The following is a 17,345-nucleotide window of genomic DNA, read 5'->3' as shown; positions in this document are numbered from 1 at the left end:
GGATGGCACCGGCGGCGCGACGGCCGCCGGTGCCGGTACTGCCTTAGAACGTATAGCCCAGGCCCAGCATCACGCCGTTCTGCAGCTGGCCGTCGCGGCGCTCGCCCACGTAGTCGACCATCACCGACAGGCGATCGGTGGCGCGGCTGGTCACGCCCAGGTTCCAGGCCAGCACCTGCTCGCCCACGGTCTGGCTGCTGGCACCGAACACCAGGTCCGGCGCAGCGGCGAAGCCGGTGCTGTAACGGGCCTGGGTGTCGCCCAGTTCCTTCTGCCAGACAACGCGCGCGCGCGGGGTGATGCGCTCGCCGTTGTTACCTTCGAAGGTCTTGAACAGCTGCAGGCCCGCGCCGACACGGATGCTCTCCAGGCTGTCACCACGGCCCACCAGTGCACCCGCCCCCTGCCCTTCATTGAAACGGGTGGCCGAGGTGCGCGCGTAATCGACCACCGGCAGCAGCGGCTGGATCACTACGCCCTTGGCGGTGGTGAACGAGAAGCCGTGCTCCAGCCGGGCCGAGATCGCATCGTTGTTGTACTTGGCACGCAACGGACCCTGCAGGCCATCGATGCCGTCGATGCTGCGGCGGGTGTCGTGGCGCAGGTCGGTATAGCGCACCGAGGCCGACAGGTAACCCCGCGAGTAAGTGGCATCCAGGTAGCCGCCCACATCCAGCGCGCGCACGTCGCCGGTGAACCCGGAACCATCGCGGCCCTTGGTCGACATGTCCGCGGCGGCAACGCTGACGCCCAGCGTCACCCGGTCATCGGCCAGCTGCGTATCGGCACCGAGCACGATGCCGCCGACGGTATGGCTCAGGCCGGCCACGCCGCCCTCGCCATCGATGCGGCCATGGCTGCCGAAGCCCCGGCCCCAGAGGCCATGGCTGCGCGGCGCTTCGCCGCCGTAACTCGTGCCGCCAGCGCCTGCCGCCGGCTCCACCAGATGCATCGCCAACTGATTGAACAGGCTGCCATTGGCCATGCCCGGCTGTGCCGACGCCGCCTGCGCGGCCTGTGCGGCCAAGCCACCGGCATCTCCGCTGCCGCTGCGCCGTGCGGCCTGGTGCTGCTGCACCACGCTGCCGATACTGCCAACCAGCGCGTTGTCGGCCAGGCGCAGGCTGGCATGGCCATCACCGCGCAGCGCACCGGCCTGCTGGGCGATCACATCGCGGTCAGCAAACTGCAGCGCCCCCAGCAGCGGCTTCAGTCCGGCATCCTGGCGCTGGCCGGCAGTGGCCAGCGCGCGACCGAGACCATCGTTGCCGTTGTTGCCGGTGAGCTGCGCGAGCTGGTCGAAGCCGGGGTTGGCGGTCAGCGACAGGCCCTCGGCGGTCTGGTTGATGTTGAAGCTCAGCAGCGAATTGTGGCGCGGCCGGAACACCTCGCCGTCGGTGATGCTGGCCGTATAGCCGGTGTCGCCCAGGCGCACCGCATCGGTGAAACCGCCCTGGTAGATCGGGCCGCTCACCAGCTCACGCTGGTAGTTGCCGGCGTAGAAGCCCTGCGCCACGTTCAGTTCAAGGTGGGCGCCCGGCGAGATGACCAGCGCACCCTCGTTGGCGCCGCTGTCGTAGAAGTCGCCCACACGCAGGCGCCCGGTCTGGGAGCCGCCGGCTTCAGTCACGTCGAACAGCACCTTGCCGCCCGGCATGATGTTGACGTAGCCATGGGTAACCAGGTCACCACCACGCGGCATCAGGGTGCCGTACACGCGCAGGCGGTTGAAGCCATCCTCGCGGTACGACGGGCCGGTGGCATCGAGCAGTGCGTTCGAGTCGGTGGCAACCGAGGCGATGTCGCCGTGGCCGACCACCATGCCGGCCGCCAGCACGCGCAGCTCCGGGGTGCGCAATGCGCCGCCTTCCAGGGCGATGGTGCCGTTCTCCACCAGCATGAAATCGGCGCCGGTGGTTGCGGCGGTGCGCCAGGTGCCGCCCTTGGCGACGCGGATCACGCCAGCCGAATTGCCCAGCGTGGAGGCGTCCAGCTCCGACAGGCGCAGGCTTGCCAGCAGGTCGGCCTGGATGCCCGGATCGCTGAGGAAGTCCTGTACCGAGAAGGTGCCGATGCCGTTGGGACCGCGTGCAGCCGCGTTGTAGATGGAGACGGCCTGGTTGATGTACGTGGTGGCGAAGTCGGTATCGTTCCAGCGCGCGAAGTCGTCATCGACGAACGCCTGCAGCTGGCGCGCAGTGCGCAGGTAGCCTGGATTGATGTCGCCGCTGACATTACCGGTGACCGTCAGGGTGTCGCCCGGATCGCGGTAACCGGCGGCGGTGATGATGTTGTTGCTGTAGATGTCCTGCCCGGGGAAGGTTTCCAGGCTGCGGCCGCTGCCATCGGGATCGAAGCTGACCGAAGCGCCGGTGGTCCGGGCCGGGTCGCGGAACACCAGCAGGCCGTTGGGCTGCACCACCTCGTACATGGCCTTGTGCAGCAGTCCGGCATCCATGCCGCCGCCGTAGTTGCCGGTGTAGATCTCGGTCATCCGCGGCGACGGCGTGTAGATCACCTTGCCACCGCTGCTGGCGGCGTGGATCTGCACCGAGTCGACCAGCGGCAGGTCACCGGCCAGGTAACGCTCGACGCCACCGGACTGCATGATCGAGCACGACGAAATGCAATGACCGGACACGATGGTGTTCAGGCCGTTGGTGCGGATCACGCCCTGCAGCCACTCACCGGCAATCAGCGCGCCACCGTTGGAGGTGCGCAGCACGACTTCGCGGATCGGGCGGCCTTCTGCCTGCGCTTTGGCCAGCAGCGCCGGCAGCGCGACGACGTCGGCGACGGTGACACCGCCACTCAGCACGACGCGATCGCCCTGCACGTGATAATTCATTGCCATGACGTCATCCATCTGGCCCAGGGTCGCGATACCCACCAGGCCTGCCAGGGCGATGCTCAACTTCGAATGCTTCATTGCGTTCTCTCTCTCCGCCCGCACCACGCGGGTCGACAGCAGAACGCAGCAGCGGGCTCGATGCCCCCAGTCGACGGCAAGAAAAAACATGAATGCATTCACAATGGAAATGCAGGCGAAATGTGGGCTTCCCCATCCGGTCACCGTCGCGTAAAACTCGGTGACGCGTCCGTCATCGTCGTCCGAGGCCCTCCCCTGTCCGCGCCCTCCCCTTTGCTCCGTCCTGCGCCGGAACTGCCCGGGGTTCCGGATGCCTTCATCGCATTCGTGCGCGAGGAACGCGCGCCGCTGTGCGCTTTCCTGCGCGCCCGCGGTGTCGGCCCCGAGGATGCCGAGGACATCGCCCAGGACTGCATGGAGCGCTTGATCCGCTACCGCGCGCACGGCACCGGCGAGCTGCGGCTGCTGCTGTACCGCATCGCCCGCAACCGCCTGGCAGACCGCGGGCGCTCGCCACAATCGCGCAACCACCTGTCGCTGACCGAACGCGACGGCAACGAAGAAGCCGCCAGTGCTTCTCCTGATCCGCTGCGTCAGGCAGAATCCGGGCAGATGCTCGCCCTGCTGCGCCAGGCACTGTTCAAGCTGCCCGAACGTGCCCGCGAGGTGTATCTGCTCAACCGCATCACCGGGATGAGCTATACACAGATCGCCCGGCATTGCGGCATCACCGCCAAGACCGTGGAAAAACACATTGGCCGTGCATTGCAGGGCCTGCGCAAGGAGCTGGGCCCCGATCCTCTCCACAATGATGGAGATGCCGGATGATCCGCAACGACAACAGGGATGACACGTTGCTTTTTGAACACGCAAGCGCCTGGGTAGCCCGGCTGGACGCCCCCGACTGCAGCGCCGAGGAACGGCAGTCCTTCGAGGACTGGTTGGCCGAGGATCCGGCACATGTCAGCGCGTGGGTACAGGCCGAGAAGCTGCACCAGCGCAGCGCCGGCCTGGCCAGCGACCCGTGGCTGCGCACCGCCGCCGCGCGTGCGGCACGCCGGCCGCAGCGGCGTTGGCTGCCCGGTGTCGCCGCCGCTGCAGGCGTGTGCCTGGCCGTTGGCCTGGGCTGGATGCTGTACACCGATGGCAATCCCACACCGCTGACCTACGCCAACGCCAGCCTGCTGCCGCAGCAGCGCACCCTGGCCGATGGCAGCATCGCCACGCTCGACGCCGGCACCACGCTCACCGCACGCTTCGGCTGGCGCAAGCGCGAACTGGCGCTGGAACACGGCCGCATCCAGCTGCAGGTCGAACCGTCATCGCGCTCGCTGCGGGTGCAGGCCGGCGGCAGTTCGATCCGCGACATCGGCACCACCTTCCAGGTTGAACGCCTGGCTGACGGCCGGGTCGAGGTCGCGCTGCTGGAAGGCGTGGTGGAAGTCACCAGTGGCAGCGCGCAGCACACGCTCTCACCGGGCCAGCAGCTGCAGGTCCTTGCCTCCGGCAAGATCCAACCGGGCCCGCAGCTGTCCTCGACCGCCGCCGCCGAGGCCTGGCCACAGGGCCGGCTGGTGTTCGACGGCACGCCCCTGTCCACCGTGGTCGAACGCATGAACCGCTATGGCACCACGCCACTGGTGGTCGCCGACCCGGACATCGCCGACCTCGCGGTCAGCGGCACCTTCCGCGCAGGCGATGCGCATGAACTGCTTTCCGCCCTGGAACTGGGGTGGTCCATTGCTGGCCAGCCGCGCTCGGATGGCGCGCTGGAACTGCGCCGCACCTACTGAGGCGGCGGCCGATGCCGGCGCCGGGTGTGCTTGGTTGGGACGTGCTGCGCTGGGGTCTGCTGCAGGCCCTGCTGTGCGTTGTGCTGGTGCCCGGCGTCGCGGCGACGGTGGCGGCGGCAGAAGCCGTCACCCAGGTCGAGTACCGGATCGCTCCCGGCGCCCTGCCGCCGGCCTTGCAGCAATGGGCACGCCAGAGTGGCATTGCCCTGGTGTTCGACGCACGTGAACTGACCGGCCTGCGTACCAGCGGTGTCGCCGGCTCGCTGGCGCCGGCCGCTGCACTGAAGCAGCTCGTCGCCGGCATGCCGGTGAACATCCTGCAGACCCCCAGCGGCGGATTCGTGGTGCGCCGGCACGCTGCCCCACCTGCACTGGTCGCACAGCCCGTACGACGGCCACCACCGCCCGCACCAACAAAGCCGGTGCAGGTGGAACTGGCGCCGATCCATGTCACCGGCAGCCGCTTGCCGCGCACCTCCGTGCAGACCACGCTGCCGGTAACGGTGATCGATCGCGAGGACATCCTGCGCAGCGGCTACGGCACCTTGTTCGACCTGTTGCGCCACCTGCCCGGCATGAACGGCCATCCGCCATTGAGCACCTCGCGCAGCGGCGACTCGCTGTACCTGCCGGTCGGCGCGGCCGCCACCACCAGCCTGGACGGCATGGGCCCACGCGCCACCCTGTTCCTGGTCAACGGCCGGCGCCTGCCGCGTTATCCGATGGTGTCGCTGGAAGAAGGCGGGCTGACCGATCTGGGAGGCATTCCGCTCAGTTTCGTCGAGCGCATCGAGCTGGTGCGTGGCGGTGCTTCGGCCATCTACGGCGCCGATGCGATGTCCGGCGTGGTCAACATCATCCTGCGTGACCAGGCCGAGGGACCGGAAGCCACGCTGCAATCGGGTGTCAGCAGCCGCGGTGATGGCGATCAGTACCGGCTGCAGGCGGCAACGGGGGGCGTGCGCGAAGGCGGCGACCGCTGGTTCGCCGGCATCGACCTGCATCGCCTGCAGCACGTGGCCGGTGACCAGCGCGACTGGCATGCGGAAACCTCGCTCTACCCGATCGGGCTGATCATGCCCAACGGCGACTACTACCCGGCCACGCAGTGCCATCCGCCATTGCAGCGCGAAGACGACGGTTGCTGGTTCGACAACGCACGCCCGCGTTCGCTGCAACCGGCCTCGGAAACGCTGTCCGGCTACCTGCGTTATCGCCACGAACGCGGTGAAGGACGCTACGCCTACGTGGAGGCACGCGCCAGCCACAACCGCCAGCGTTTCGAGCTGGGACCGACCGCGGTCGCCCTCAATTTCAGCCGTGGCGCAATCCTCAACGTGGTCCTGCAGGAAGGCGACGAAGTGCGTCCGCGCGTGCATGCCACCGAAGGCGACCTCAGTGTCGGCATGGGCCGTGAGCGGCCTGGCCGCAGCTGGGATGCCGGCCTCAGCGCGCAGCGCAGCCAGGTGGACCTGCGCACCGAGGGCACCGTGCGCAGCGAACGTCTGCTGGAAGCAGCACGCACGCTGGATTTCCTGCCGGGCTTTTCCACCCTGCCACCGGGGCTGGCAGAGGAGCTGTTCCCGGCCATCCACAACCGCGGGCGCACCGAGCAGCTGCAGGGTTGGTGGGGCATGCAACGCACGCTGATGACGCTGCCCGGTGGTGCTGCGCAGCTGGCCACCGGTATCGATCTGCGCCGCGAGCGCTGGACCTCGCTGCCCGATCCGCTGCTGGGCAAGGGCGAACTGGCGCTGGGACTGCCGATGGAACAACGCCGGCTGTCGCGGCAGAGCAACGCCGCTTACGCCGAAGTGGGCCTGCCGTTGGCACCGACACTGCGCCTGGACGTGGCCGCACGACTGGACCGAGATGGCGGTGACACTGCGTTTTCGCCGCGTGCCGGCCTGCGCTGGAGCCCGAGCCCGCACTGGTCGTTCCTGCTGGCCAGTGGCCGCGGCTACCGCGCACCCAGCATCTTCGAGCGGCGGCGGCCACCGGGCTACTTCGGCCTGTATGGCCTGCCCGCCTCGGAGTCCCTGCCGCCATGCGCGCGCCCGCTGCGCGATGGCGGCTGCGCGGTGGAAGTGCAGGTGGTGGAGAACGATGGGCTGAAAGCCGAGACCTCGCGCAGCCACTCGCTGGCCGCCAGCTGGACACCCAACGATGCCTTCTCGCTGTCACTGACCCACAACATCGTCGAACTGCGCAACGAGATCCTCGCCCTGCAACCCAGCGATGCACTGTGGAATCCCGGCACCTGGGAGCTGGATGAGCAGGGTCGCCTGCGTGATCTTCGCCTGTCATTCGACAACATCGGCCGCACCACCTCGCACAACTGGGTGCTGCGCGGCGAGTACCGGGTGGATACCGGCCGCAACGTGCAGTGGCTGTTCTCGCTGGATGCGTTGAAACAGCAGGAGCTGCGTCGTGATCGGGGCCATGGCGAATCGGTGGACCTGCGCGGGCATGCCACGCCGGCGAACGCGGGCATCCTCAACGTGCAGTGGCAGAACCCGTCCTGGGACATCGCCCTGCGAGGCAACCGCGTCGGCCGCACCCGCGCATGGCTGGCCGGTGAAGCCTGCGCGCAGGAACAGCATGACCAGGGCCGTTGCATGAACCCGGCGCAGCTGCGCTGGAACCTGCACGTGGCGCGCCGGCTGAGTCCACGCCTGGTGGCTGCACTGGATGTGCACAACCTGCTGGACACGCAGCCGGTGAACCACCTGGTCGGCAGCGGCGGGCAGATGCCGGGGTTGGACGATCCGCTGGGGCGCTACTTCCTGGTGACCCTGCAAGTGCGCTGAGCACTGTGCCTGCTTTCACGGCCCTCCGCCTACAGTGTTTCCATCGTTACAAGGAAGCACGCCCATGCACCTTTCGATCCCTCTGGCCGGGACCACGCTGGCCCTGCTCTCCTGCATCGGCGCCGCCAGGGCCGTCGATACCGACGCAGCTTCGGCTGCTCCGGACCAGCAACTGCAGCCGCTGTTCCAGCAGGTGCAGCGCGCACAGGTGTTCGCCGACCAGAAGGCCTTCGCCGATGCGGTGCCGCAGCGCGAGCCGGCCGCCGTGCTTGCCGACTGGCAGCGCGCACAGCAACAGCCCGGCTATTCCCTGCGCAGCTTTGTGTTTTCCGCCTTCGACGTGCCGGGCGAGGCGCCGCCGTACGTGCCGCCCGCGGGCCAGAGCCTGCGGGCACACATCGAAGGATTGTGGCCGGTGCTGACCCGGCAGACGGCGACGGTGGACCCGCATGGCTCGCTGCTGCCACTGCCCCACCCCTACGTGGTGCCGGGTGGCCGCTTCCGTGAAGTCTATTACTGGGACAGCTACTTCACCATGCTCGGCCTGGCCTCCAGCGGTCGCTGGCAGCAGGTGCGCGACATGGTCGACAACTTTGCCTGGCAGCTTGACCAGTACGGACACATCCCCAATGGCAACCGCAGCTACTACCTCAGCCGCTCGCAACCGCCGTTCTTCAGCCTGATGGTGGAACTGCTGGCCCGCCACGAAGGTGACGATGCCTATCAACGCTACCTGCCACAACTGCGCATCGAGCATGCCTTCTGGATGCAGGGCGCCGATGGCCTGCCGTCGGGCGCGGCACGCGAGCGTGTGGTGCGGATGGCCGACGGCAGCCTGCTCAATCGCTACTGGGACGCGCGCGCCGTGCCGCGTACCGAATCGTGGACCGATGATCTGGCAACTGCCTCGCAAGCCTCGGGACGTGCGCCAGCGCAGGTGTATCGGGATCTGCGCGCAGGCGCTGAATCCGGCTGGGACTTCAGCTCGCGCTGGCTCGATGATCCTGCCTCGCTGGCCAGCATCCGCACCACGTCGATCATTCCGGTGGATCTCAACAGCCTGCTGCACCAGCTTGAACTGACCCTGCAGCGTGCCAGCAGGGCCGCGGGCCTGCGCAACGATGCCCGCGGCTATGCACGCCAGGCCGCCGCACGCCGCGCTGCCATCAACGATCATCTCTGGGACTCCGCGCAGGGATGGTATGTGGATCGCGACCTGGATCGCGGCATCACCCGTCCTGCGCTGACCGCCGCGGCACTGTATCCGCTGTGGCTGCAGATTGCCGACCGCACGCAGGCACGACGCACTGCCAACGCCGTCGAAGCACAGTTGCTGCGCGAAGGTGGGTTGCTGACCACTACCTTCACCACCGGCCAGCAATGGGACGCGCCCAATGGCTGGGCACCGTTGCAGTGGGTGGCGGTGGATGGCCTGCAGCACTACGGCCAGCAGCGGCTGGCGCGGCAACTGGGCGTGCGCTTCCTGCGTACCGTGCAGTCGGTCTATGACCGCGAAGGCAAGCTGGTGGAAAAGTATGTGGTCGACGGTTCCGCCGGCGGTGGCGGCGGCGGCGAGTACCCGCTGCAGGATGGCTTCGGCTGGAGCAACGGCGTCACCCTGGCTCTGCTGGACCGCTTGTGCGCGCCACAGCGAACCTGCGACAGCGCCACCGACCTCGAAAAAGGGGACGGAGGGGATTAAGTCGCAACTGCCACAACGAAGGCGGAAGCGACTTGATCCCCTCCGTCCCCCTTTTCTGCTATCTCACCGAGCAGGCGATGGCGTACTGCGCAGCGTAGTAGGTGGACAGCACCAGCAGGCTGGCCATGGGCAGGCCACCGCCGAAGCGATCCCACGCCAGCAGGGAATCACTGGCCACGAACAGCAGTGCGCCAGCGGCAGCCCAACGCGCGCTGCCCGCTTCCAGTGCGTCGAGGTGCGGACGCTTCCAGTAGCGGGCCAGTGCCAGCACTGCCATCAGCGCCAGCACCACGACATAGGCCAGCACCGGAACGCGCATCGGCAGCGATAGATGCGGCCACAGGCCGGTGACGTTGATCGAAGCGAATGCGGCAAGCAGCACGAAGGCAGCGAGCAATCCGCGGCCCGCGCGCAGGCCGGTACGGAACGCGGCGATGTAGCACAGGTGCGCCAGCAGGAAGGCAACCAGGCCTGGCACGAACGCGTCGATCGGCAGCATCAGCGCGATATCACCTGCACAGGACAACAGCATGCCGGCCAGCACCGCGCGCCGGTAGAACGCATCGCCCGCCGGCCTCGCCTGCCAGGCGATGGCGGCGATCAGCAGCGTGGTCGCCGGCTTGGCCAGCCAGTGCAGCCAGCGGCCGTCGCCGTCCAGGTAGGCGCCGATGATGGCCAGCACGGCCACCACCAGGATCAACCCATCGCGCGTGCGCAGCTTCATCGTGCCTTCCACAGCTCTGCAAGGCGATCCGGGCGGCCGGCGATACGCTCCAGCACCGGATACTGCAGGCCGCCGTGGTAGTCGATCTTCATCGTATCGATGCGGTCGAACTGCTTGACCAGCAGCGTGATCGGCGCGCTGTCAGTGGCGGCCGCAGCCACCGCATCCTTCAAGCGCTGGCTGCTGTATTCGCGGCCAGCAACGGCGATCACCTTCATGCCCGGTGTCAGGCCGGCATTGAACGCCGGGCTGTCCCAGACCACATCACCGACCACGCCACTGTCGAGCACCGTCGCTCCCAGCGAGTAGGCCAGCAGCGCTGCCTTGGCGCGCTTTTCCTGCGCCTTGTAGGCGTCGTTCGGAGTATCGCGGTAGGCCAGCTTCCAGCCCGCCAGTTCCAGGCCACCGGTCAACGGACCATGGCCGTCCAGGCGACCGCGCAGGAACGTCGCCCAGTCGTACGGCGCGATGCCGTTCAAGGTCGCGACCACGTCATCGAAGGTGTAGGGGTTGACGTCCCAGTCGCCGTTGCCGACGCCGAAGAAGGCACGCGCGAAGTCATCCAGGCTGCGCCGGTTGCCGGTCAGTCCACGCAGCTTGCCCTCCACCTCCAGCCACAGCATCTGCCCGCCGGAGTAGTAGTCCTCGCTCATCTGGTAGTTGCGGTACGGCAGGGTGCGGCGCTGGGCGATGGTCGGGTCATTGGTGGTGTCCTGCAGCGGGCGCCATGCCAGGCCCGGGCGACCACGATCATAGGTGGCCGCCACGTTGGCCAGCATGTCGCGCGCCTGCTCGCTGGACCACAGCCCCGAACGCGCGGCCAGCACCTGGCCCCAGAACTGGGTCTGCCCTTCGTACACCCACAACAGGCTGTCGCCCATCGGTGTATTGAAATTGGCCGTGGCCAGGTCGGCACCGCGACGGTACTTGCCGTTCCACGAGTGGGTGTACTCATGCGGCAGCAGGTCGCGCATCCAGGCATTGCTGTCCCACTCGGTGAAGTAACCCGGATCGGCGCTGTTCTCGCTGGAACGGTGGTGTTCCAGACCGATGCCGCCGAGGCGATCGGTCAGGGCAAGCAGGAATTCGTAGTGGTCGTAGTGGCGCGCGCCGTACAGCTTGTCCGCCTGCTGCACCAACGCGCGGTGCGCCTTCAGCTGCGCGTCGGTCGGCTTCAGCGATTTGGCATCGTCGGCGAACACGTTCAGGTGCACCGGCGCCTTCGCGCCCGGGTCGAGGTCGATGCGCTGGTGATGCTCACCGGCAAACAGCGGCGAATCGACCAGGTGGTCATAGGAAATCGGCTTGAACACCACGGTGTCGCCATCGCGGCGTGCGGTCTCCAGTGCAGTCGCGTAGGCCCAGCCCTTGGGCAGGGTGACGCTGGCCTGCGTCTGCAGGTTGCGCGCGTCCACGCCGGCCGGATACAGCGAATTGGCGTTCCACTGCAGGTTGAGCATTTCCGGGGTCATCACCACCCGGCCCTGGCTGCCGCCCTGCGAAGACAGGAAATCGAAGTGGGCGACGATCTCGCTCACGCCCGCCGGCACATCCACCTTGAACGCGTACACGTTGTACTGGTCGCGCTGCCAGGCCAGCGGCCTGCCGTTGGCGGTCACCCGCAGGCCGGCCAGCTTGTCGATCGGGCCGGTGGGCGAATGGTTGCCGGGAATCCACTGCGGGTACAGCAGGGTCAGCGGGCCGGGCTTGGCCGGCACGGTGGCGGTCACCTTGAAGATGCGCCGGGCCAGGTCGCGCGCATCGACGTCGATGCGCAGCAGGCCGGGGGCGGCGGCATCACCCGGTGGTGGGGTCTGCGCCAGCGCGGGCGTGGTCGCCAGCGCGAACAGCACGGACATCACCAGGGCACGGGTTTTCATCGGCAACTTCCAGCAGCGGAGAATTCCCCGATGCTAGGCCTGTGAGATGCCGAGCCCCATGGCCGAAGGTCATGGTCAGTGGCGCATCGACCAGATGCGGCAAAGCCTCATCGGAGCGGCGGCGAAGACTGGCAGCATCCACGCATGGCGTGGATCTGCTGGAAAGCAGATCAGTAGATCCACGCCACGCGTGGATGACGTACAGCCGACAGTGCGAACCCAGGTTCGCCCCCACCCGCAGCGCTGCCGGTCAGTCGACCAGGCGCAGGCGCAGTTCCTTCGGCAGCGCGAACACCATCGATTCCGGCTCGCCGTCCAGCTCACCGATACCGGACGCGCCCAGCTCGGCCAGACGCGCCAGCACGCCATCGACCAGCACCTGCGGTGCCGAGGCACCAGCGGTGACGCCGATATGCTGCTTGCCCACCACCCAGGCCGGGTCGATCTCGTGTGCACCATCGATCAGGTAGCTCTCCACGCCTTCACGACGGGCCAGCTCGCTCAGGCGGTTGGAATTGGAGCTGTTCGGCGAACCGACCACCAGCACCAGGTCGCAGCGCTTGGCCAGGTCGCGCACGGCGTCCTGGCGGTTCTGCGTGGCGTAGCAGATGTCGTCGTTCTTCGGCCCCTGCATCGCCGGGAAGCGCTCGCGCAGCGCATCGATGATGCCGCGCGTGTCATCCACCGACAGCGTGGTCTGGGTGGTGTAGGCGAAGTTTTCCGGCTGGTTGATGTGGAGCGTGGCTACCTGCTCCACGTCCTCGACCAGATAGATCTGGCCGGTGCCCGCTTCGCGGTTCCACTGGCCCATGGTGCCTTCCACTTCCGGGTGACCGGCGTGGCCGATCAGCACGACGTCACGGCCGGCACGGCAGTGGCGGGCGACTTCGAAGTGGACCTTGGTCACCAGCGGACAGGTCGCATCGAACACTTTCAGGCCACGGCGCTCCGCCTCCTGGCGCACGGCCTGGGACACGCCATGGGCGCTGAAGATGACGGTGTTGTTGTCCGGCACTTCGTCGAGTTCTTCGACGAAGATCGCGCCGCGCTGCTTCAGGTCATCGACCACGAAGCGGTTGTGCACCACTTCATGGCGGACATAGATGGGCGCGCCCAGCGTTTCGATCGCGCGCTTGACGATCTCGATCGCACGATCGACACCGGCACAGAATCCACGCGGGTTGGCGAGCAGCACATCCATCAGTTCAGTCTCCCGGCAGCGGCCGGCTTACGGTTTCGGGTTGGCATTATCCGCCTTTTTGGCGGACTTGCCGTCGAACAGGCCGAACAGGGCGATGCCGACGGCACCCACCACGATGGCCGAATCGGCGATGTTGAACGACGGCCAGACATGCTCGCCGACGTACCACTGGATGAAATCGACCACGTGGCCATGCACCTGGCGGTCGATCACGTTGCCGATGGCACCGCCGATGATCAGCGCGTACGGCACGGCGGCCTTCCAGTTGCCTCGCGCGGTAGCGCGCAGCCACCAGGCCATCAGGCCGCTGATGGCGATCGCCAGCACGGTGAAGAAATGCTTCTGCCAGCCACCGGCATCGCTCAGGAAGCTGAACGCTGCCCCGGTGTTGTAGGTGCGGTACCAGTTCCAGAAGCCGTCGATGACCACCACCGGCTGGAACTCCGGCAGGCTCGACAGCACCCAGGCCTTCGACCACTGGTCCAGGCCGATGATGACTGCCGACAGCAGCAGCCAGATCAACGCATTGGGATGCGGGCGCGCGGCGGCCATCAGAACCAGCTCCGCACTTCGCCGGCACCGGCGACGTTGGTCACGCAGCGGCCGCACAGTTCCGGGTGGTCGGCACTGCTGCCGACGTCGGCACGGTGGTGCCAGCAGCGCACGCACTTGGCTTTCTGCGTCGGCTGCGCGCTGACGAACACCTCGTCGGTGGTCGCCGGGCGCACCTGCACGTCACCGCTGATGAACAGGAAACGCAGTTCATCGGCCAGCGGCTGCCAGCGGGTCGCCTGCTCTTCGCTGGCGGCGATGGTGATCTCTGCTTCCAGCGCGGCACCGATCGCACCATTGGCGCGCATCGGCTCCAGCACCTTGGCCACCTGCTCGCGCAGGGCCAGCAGCTGGTCGAAGTCGACCGCGTTGAGCTGTGCGTCGGCCGGCAGCGGAGCCAGGCCCTCGTACCAGGTGGTGAACAGCACGTGGCCGGCACGGTCGCCCGGCAGATACCCCCACAGCTCATCGGCGGTGAAGGTCAGGATCGGCGCCACCCAGCGGGTGAACGCTTCGGCGATGTGGTACATCGCGCTCTGCGCCGAACGACGACCATCCGAATCGGTCGGCATCGTGTACAGGCGGTCCTTGGTCACGTCCAGGTACAGCGAGCCCAGGTCCACGCTGCAGAAGTTCAGCAGCAGCTGCACGATCTCGGCCATGTCGTAGTTGTCATACGCGGCCTTGATCTTCTCCTGCAGTTCCCAGGCGCGATGCACGATCCAGCGGTCCAGCGCGACCATCTCGTCGAGCGGGCGCAGGTGCTGGGCCGGATCGAAACCGTCTAGGTTGCCCAGCAGGAAGCGTGCGGTGTTGCGCAGGCGACGGTAGGCGTCGGCGGTGCGCTTGAGGATTTCCTGCGACAGCGACATCTCGTTGCTGTAGTCGGCCGAGGCGATCCACAGGCGCAGGATGTCCGCGCCCAGCTTGTTCATGATTTCCTGCGGCTCGATGCCGTTGCCCAGCGACTTGGACATCTTGCGGCCATGCTCGTCCACGGTGAACCCGTGGGTGAGGCACTGCTTGTACGGCGCGCGCTTGTCGATGGCCACGCCGGTCAGCAGCGAGGACTGGAACCAGCCGCGATGCTGGTCCGAACCTTCCAGGTACAGGTCGGCCGGCTTGCCGAAGCCACGGGCAGCCAGCACCGCTTCGTGGGTCACGCCCGAGTCGAACCAGACATCGAGGATGTCGGTGACCTTCTCGTAGTCGGCCGCTTCAGCGCCCAGCAGTTCGGCCGCGTCCAGCGAGTACCACACGTCGATGCCTTCGGCCTGGACGCGGTCGGCCACCTGCTGCATCAGCTCCACCGAACGCGGGTGGATCTCGCCGGTCTGGCGATGGGTGAACAGTGCGATCGGCACGCCCCACGTGCGCTGGCGCGAGATGGTCCAGTCCGGGCGGCCGTCGACCATGCTCTGGATGCGCGCCTTGCCCCACGTCGGGAACCAGCCGACGGTGTCGATGGCGGCCAGCGCATCGCTGCGCAGGTTGGCCTTGTCCATCGAGATGAACCACTGCGGGGTGGCGCGGAACACCACCGGCGTCTTGTGCCGCCAGCAGTGCGGGTAGCTATGGCGGATCTCGACGAAGGCCAGCAGCGCGCCGCTGTCGCGCAGCACCTGCACGATCGCCTCCTGCGCCTTCCACAGGTGCTGGCCCGCCAGCACCACCTCGCCTGCCGGCGGCGTCGATTCCAGGTAGACGCCACGGCCGTCGATCGGAGTGATCTGGCCGGCGTTGTACTTGTCCAGCAGGCCGTACTTCTGGCTGACCACGTAGTCTTCCTGGCCGTGGCCGGGGGCGGTATGCACCGCACCGGTACCGTCCTCGTCGGACACGTGTTCGCCGTTGAGCACGAGGATCTCGCGCTCCGGGTAGAACGGATGGATCAGCAGCTGGTTTTCCAGCGCCGAACCTTCGGCCTCACCGTGCAGCACCACCGCGTCCACGCCGTAGCGCTGCAGTGAGCGCTCGGCCAGTGCAGCGGCCAGCACCAGCCAACGGCGCTTGCCGTTGTGCGCCGGGCCTTCGGCCAGCACGTAGCGGATGTCCGCGCCCAGCGATACCGCCAGCGAGGCCGGCAGCGTCCACGGGGTGGTGGTCCAGATCGGCACGGCCACTTCCACGTCGGCCGGCACGCTTACGCCGAACGCCTGCGCCACGGCCTGCGCATCGCGCGCGGTGTAGGCCACGTCGATCGCCGGCGAGGTCTTTTCCTGGTATTCGATCTCGGCCTCGGCCAGCGCCGAACCGCAGTCGAAGCACCAGTACACCGGCTTGGCGCCGCGCAGCAGGTGGCCGTTGGCGATGACCTTGGACAGCGCGCGGATCTCGTTGGCCTCGAAATCGAAGCTCAGGGTCTTGTACGGGTTGTCCCAGTCGCCGGTGACGCCCAGGCGCTTGAAGTCGGCGCGCTGGATGTCGATCTGCTCCTCGGCGAACTCGCGGCACTTCTGCCGGAACGCGACCGCATCGAGCTTCACCCCGACCTTGCCCCACTTCTTTTCCACCGCGATTTCGATCGGCAGGCCATGGCAGTCCCAGCCCGGTACATAGGGCGCATCGAAGCCGGCCAGGTAGCGCGACTTGACGATGATGTCCTTGAGGATCTTGTTGACCGCATGGCCCAGGTGGATGCGCGCATTGGCGTACGGCGGGCCGTCATGCAGCACGAACAGCGGGCGGCCGGCGGCGTTGTCGCGCAGCTGCTGGTAGAGCCCCTGCTCTTCCCAGCGCGCCAGAATGCCCGGCTCGCGCTTGGGCAGGTCGCCGCGCATCGGGAATTCGGTGGCCGGCAGGTTGAGGGTGGTCTTGTAGTCCTGGCTCACGCAGTGGCTCGCAATCTATGTTCGGAAAGGATGGCACGCGCCTGTTCGGCGTCGCGGTGCATCTGGTCGGTCAGCGCCGCCAGATCGTTGAATTTCTCTTCGTCACGCAGTTTGGCAACGAATTCGACTTCGATGTGGCGCCCGTACAGGTCGCCCTGGAAATCGAACAGGTGCGCTTCCAGCAGCGGCTCCACGCCGTCCACGGTCGGCCGCGTGCCGAAACTGGACACCGACGGCCACGGCTGGTCGAACACCCCGTGCACCCAGGTCGCGTAGATGCCCGACAGTGCCGGGGTCTTCGGGAAGCGCAGGTTGGCGGTGGGGAAGCCCAGCGTACGACCGAGCTGACGCCCGCGCACGACCCGCCCGCTGATCGAGTAGGGGCGACCGAGCAGGTCGCCGACGCGGGCGAAGTCGCCTTCCTGCAGCAGCTGGCGGATACGGGTGCTGGAGATGCGGTCACCATGCAGGTCGACCGCTTCGATCTCGCCGGCGCTGAAACCCAGCTCGGCGCCCAGCGCCTGCAGCAGGGCCAGATCGCCACGGCGACGGTTGCCGAAACAGAACTCCGGCCCGATCCACACCTCGCGGGCGTTCAGGCGCTGGGCCAGCAGCTGGCGCACGAAGGTTTCGGCGGGCATCGCCGCCATCGCCGCGTCGAAGCGCAGCAGGCCGATCGCATCAACGCCCAGTTCGTGCAGGATCTCGACCTTGCTGCGTGCCAGGGTCAACCGCGGCGGCGGCGTACCTTGGGCGAAGAACTCACGCGGCAAGGGCTCGAAGGCCACCGCCACCGCAGCCACACCCAAGGCGCGCGCACGCGCGACCGCGTGCCGCACCAGCGCACGATGGCCCAGGTGGAGGCCGTCGAATGCACCGATGCAGACCACGCTTCCGTTGGGGAACAGCTCCCCGCCCTCGACGCTTCTGAACAGCCTGCTCATCAACTCCCGTTCCGGCCGGCCGAAGCCCGCCCCTTCAAT

The 17,345-nt window shown here is 67.5% G+C and carries 11 protein-coding genes; 4 read left to right on the top strand and 7 right to left on the bottom strand.

The annotated features are described in order from the left end of the window. Positions 1 to 43: 43 nt before the first annotated feature. Positions 44 to 2,929 (bottom strand): autotransporter outer membrane beta-barrel domain-containing protein, encoded by a 2,886-nt coding sequence (locus LMF57_RS05775; protein ID WP_208082732.1) that lies wholly within the window; start codon positions 2,927 to 2,929, stop codon positions 44 to 46. Between the two features lie 267 nt (positions 2,930 to 3,196). Between LMF57_RS05775 and LMF57_RS05770 the strand changes: the two genes are divergently transcribed. The 4 genes from LMF57_RS05770 to treA all read left to right on the top strand — a co-directional run bounded on the left by LMF57_RS05770 (position 3,197) and on the right by treA (position 9,174). Next, on the top strand, positions 3,197 to 3,697 hold the full coding sequence (locus tag LMF57_RS05770) for a sigma-70 family RNA polymerase sigma factor (RefSeq protein WP_117311860.1): 501 nt from the start codon (positions 3,197 to 3,199) through the stop codon (positions 3,695 to 3,697). Then, positions 3,694 to 4,662, top strand: a complete 969-nt coding sequence (locus LMF57_RS05765) for a FecR domain-containing protein (protein WP_117309814.1) — start codon at positions 3,694 to 3,696, stop codon at positions 4,660 to 4,662. The genes LMF57_RS05770 and LMF57_RS05765 overlap by 4 nt, the downstream gene beginning before the upstream one ends. A gap of 11 nt (positions 4,663 to 4,673) precedes the next feature. Then, positions 4,674 to 7,472 carry a TonB-dependent receptor gene (locus LMF57_RS05760; RefSeq protein ID WP_229291063.1) on the top strand — a complete coding sequence of 933 codons (2,799 nt, stop codon included), beginning with the start codon at positions 4,674 to 4,676 and terminating at the stop codon, positions 7,470 to 7,472. A 64-nt stretch (positions 7,473 to 7,536) separates the two neighbouring features. Next, positions 7,537 to 9,174 carry an alpha,alpha-trehalase TreA gene (gene treA, locus LMF57_RS05755; RefSeq protein WP_117309812.1) on the top strand — a complete coding sequence of 546 codons (1,638 nt, stop codon included), beginning with the start codon at positions 7,537 to 7,539 and terminating at the stop codon, positions 9,172 to 9,174. A gap of 58 nt (positions 9,175 to 9,232) precedes the next feature. On the opposite strand, the gene LMF57_RS05750 is transcribed toward treA, so the two are convergent. The 6 genes from LMF57_RS05750 to LMF57_RS05725 all read right to left on the bottom strand — a co-directional run bounded on the left by LMF57_RS05750 (position 9,233) and on the right by LMF57_RS05725 (position 17,306). Next, complete coding sequence (locus LMF57_RS05750) at positions 9,233 to 9,898, bottom strand: lysoplasmalogenase (RefSeq protein WP_117309811.1); 666 nt, start codon at positions 9,896 to 9,898, stop codon at positions 9,233 to 9,235. Then, entirely contained in the window at positions 9,895 to 11,778 is a 1,884-nt protein-coding gene (locus tag LMF57_RS05745) for a M61 family metallopeptidase (protein WP_117309810.1), read from the bottom strand. Before LMF57_RS05745 ends, LMF57_RS05750 begins: the two co-directional genes overlap by 4 nt. Positions 11,779 to 12,028: 250 nt before the next feature. Next, positions 12,029 to 12,979, bottom strand: a complete 951-nt coding sequence (gene ispH, locus LMF57_RS05740; protein WP_117309809.1) for a 4-hydroxy-3-methylbut-2-enyl diphosphate reductase — start codon at positions 12,977 to 12,979, stop codon at positions 12,029 to 12,031. 27 nt (positions 12,980 to 13,006) lie between these two features. Next, positions 13,007 to 13,531 (bottom strand): signal peptidase II, encoded by a 525-nt coding sequence (lspA, locus tag LMF57_RS05735; protein ID WP_032975973.1) that lies wholly within the window; start codon positions 13,529 to 13,531, stop codon positions 13,007 to 13,009. Next, entirely contained in the window at positions 13,531 to 16,362 is a 2,832-nt protein-coding gene (ileS, locus tag LMF57_RS05730) for an isoleucine--tRNA ligase (RefSeq protein WP_117309808.1), read from the bottom strand. Before ileS ends, lspA begins: the two co-directional genes overlap by 1 nt. Beyond that, a complete protein-coding gene (locus LMF57_RS05725) occupies positions 16,359 to 17,306 on the bottom strand; it encodes a bifunctional riboflavin kinase/FAD synthetase (protein WP_025873849.1) in 948 nt (315 codons plus the stop codon). Before LMF57_RS05725 ends, ileS begins: the two co-directional genes overlap by 4 nt. Between the last annotated feature and the right edge of the window lie 39 nt (positions 17,307 to 17,345).

This window comes from Stenotrophomonas sp. SI-NJAU-1, assembly GCF_020883215.1.
GTDB classification, from domain to species: Bacteria; Pseudomonadota; Gammaproteobacteria; order Xanthomonadales; family Xanthomonadaceae; genus Stenotrophomonas; species Stenotrophomonas indicatrix.
The sequence above is the reverse complement of the archived record's forward strand: the minus strand, read 5'-3'. Positions and strand labels throughout refer to the sequence as shown.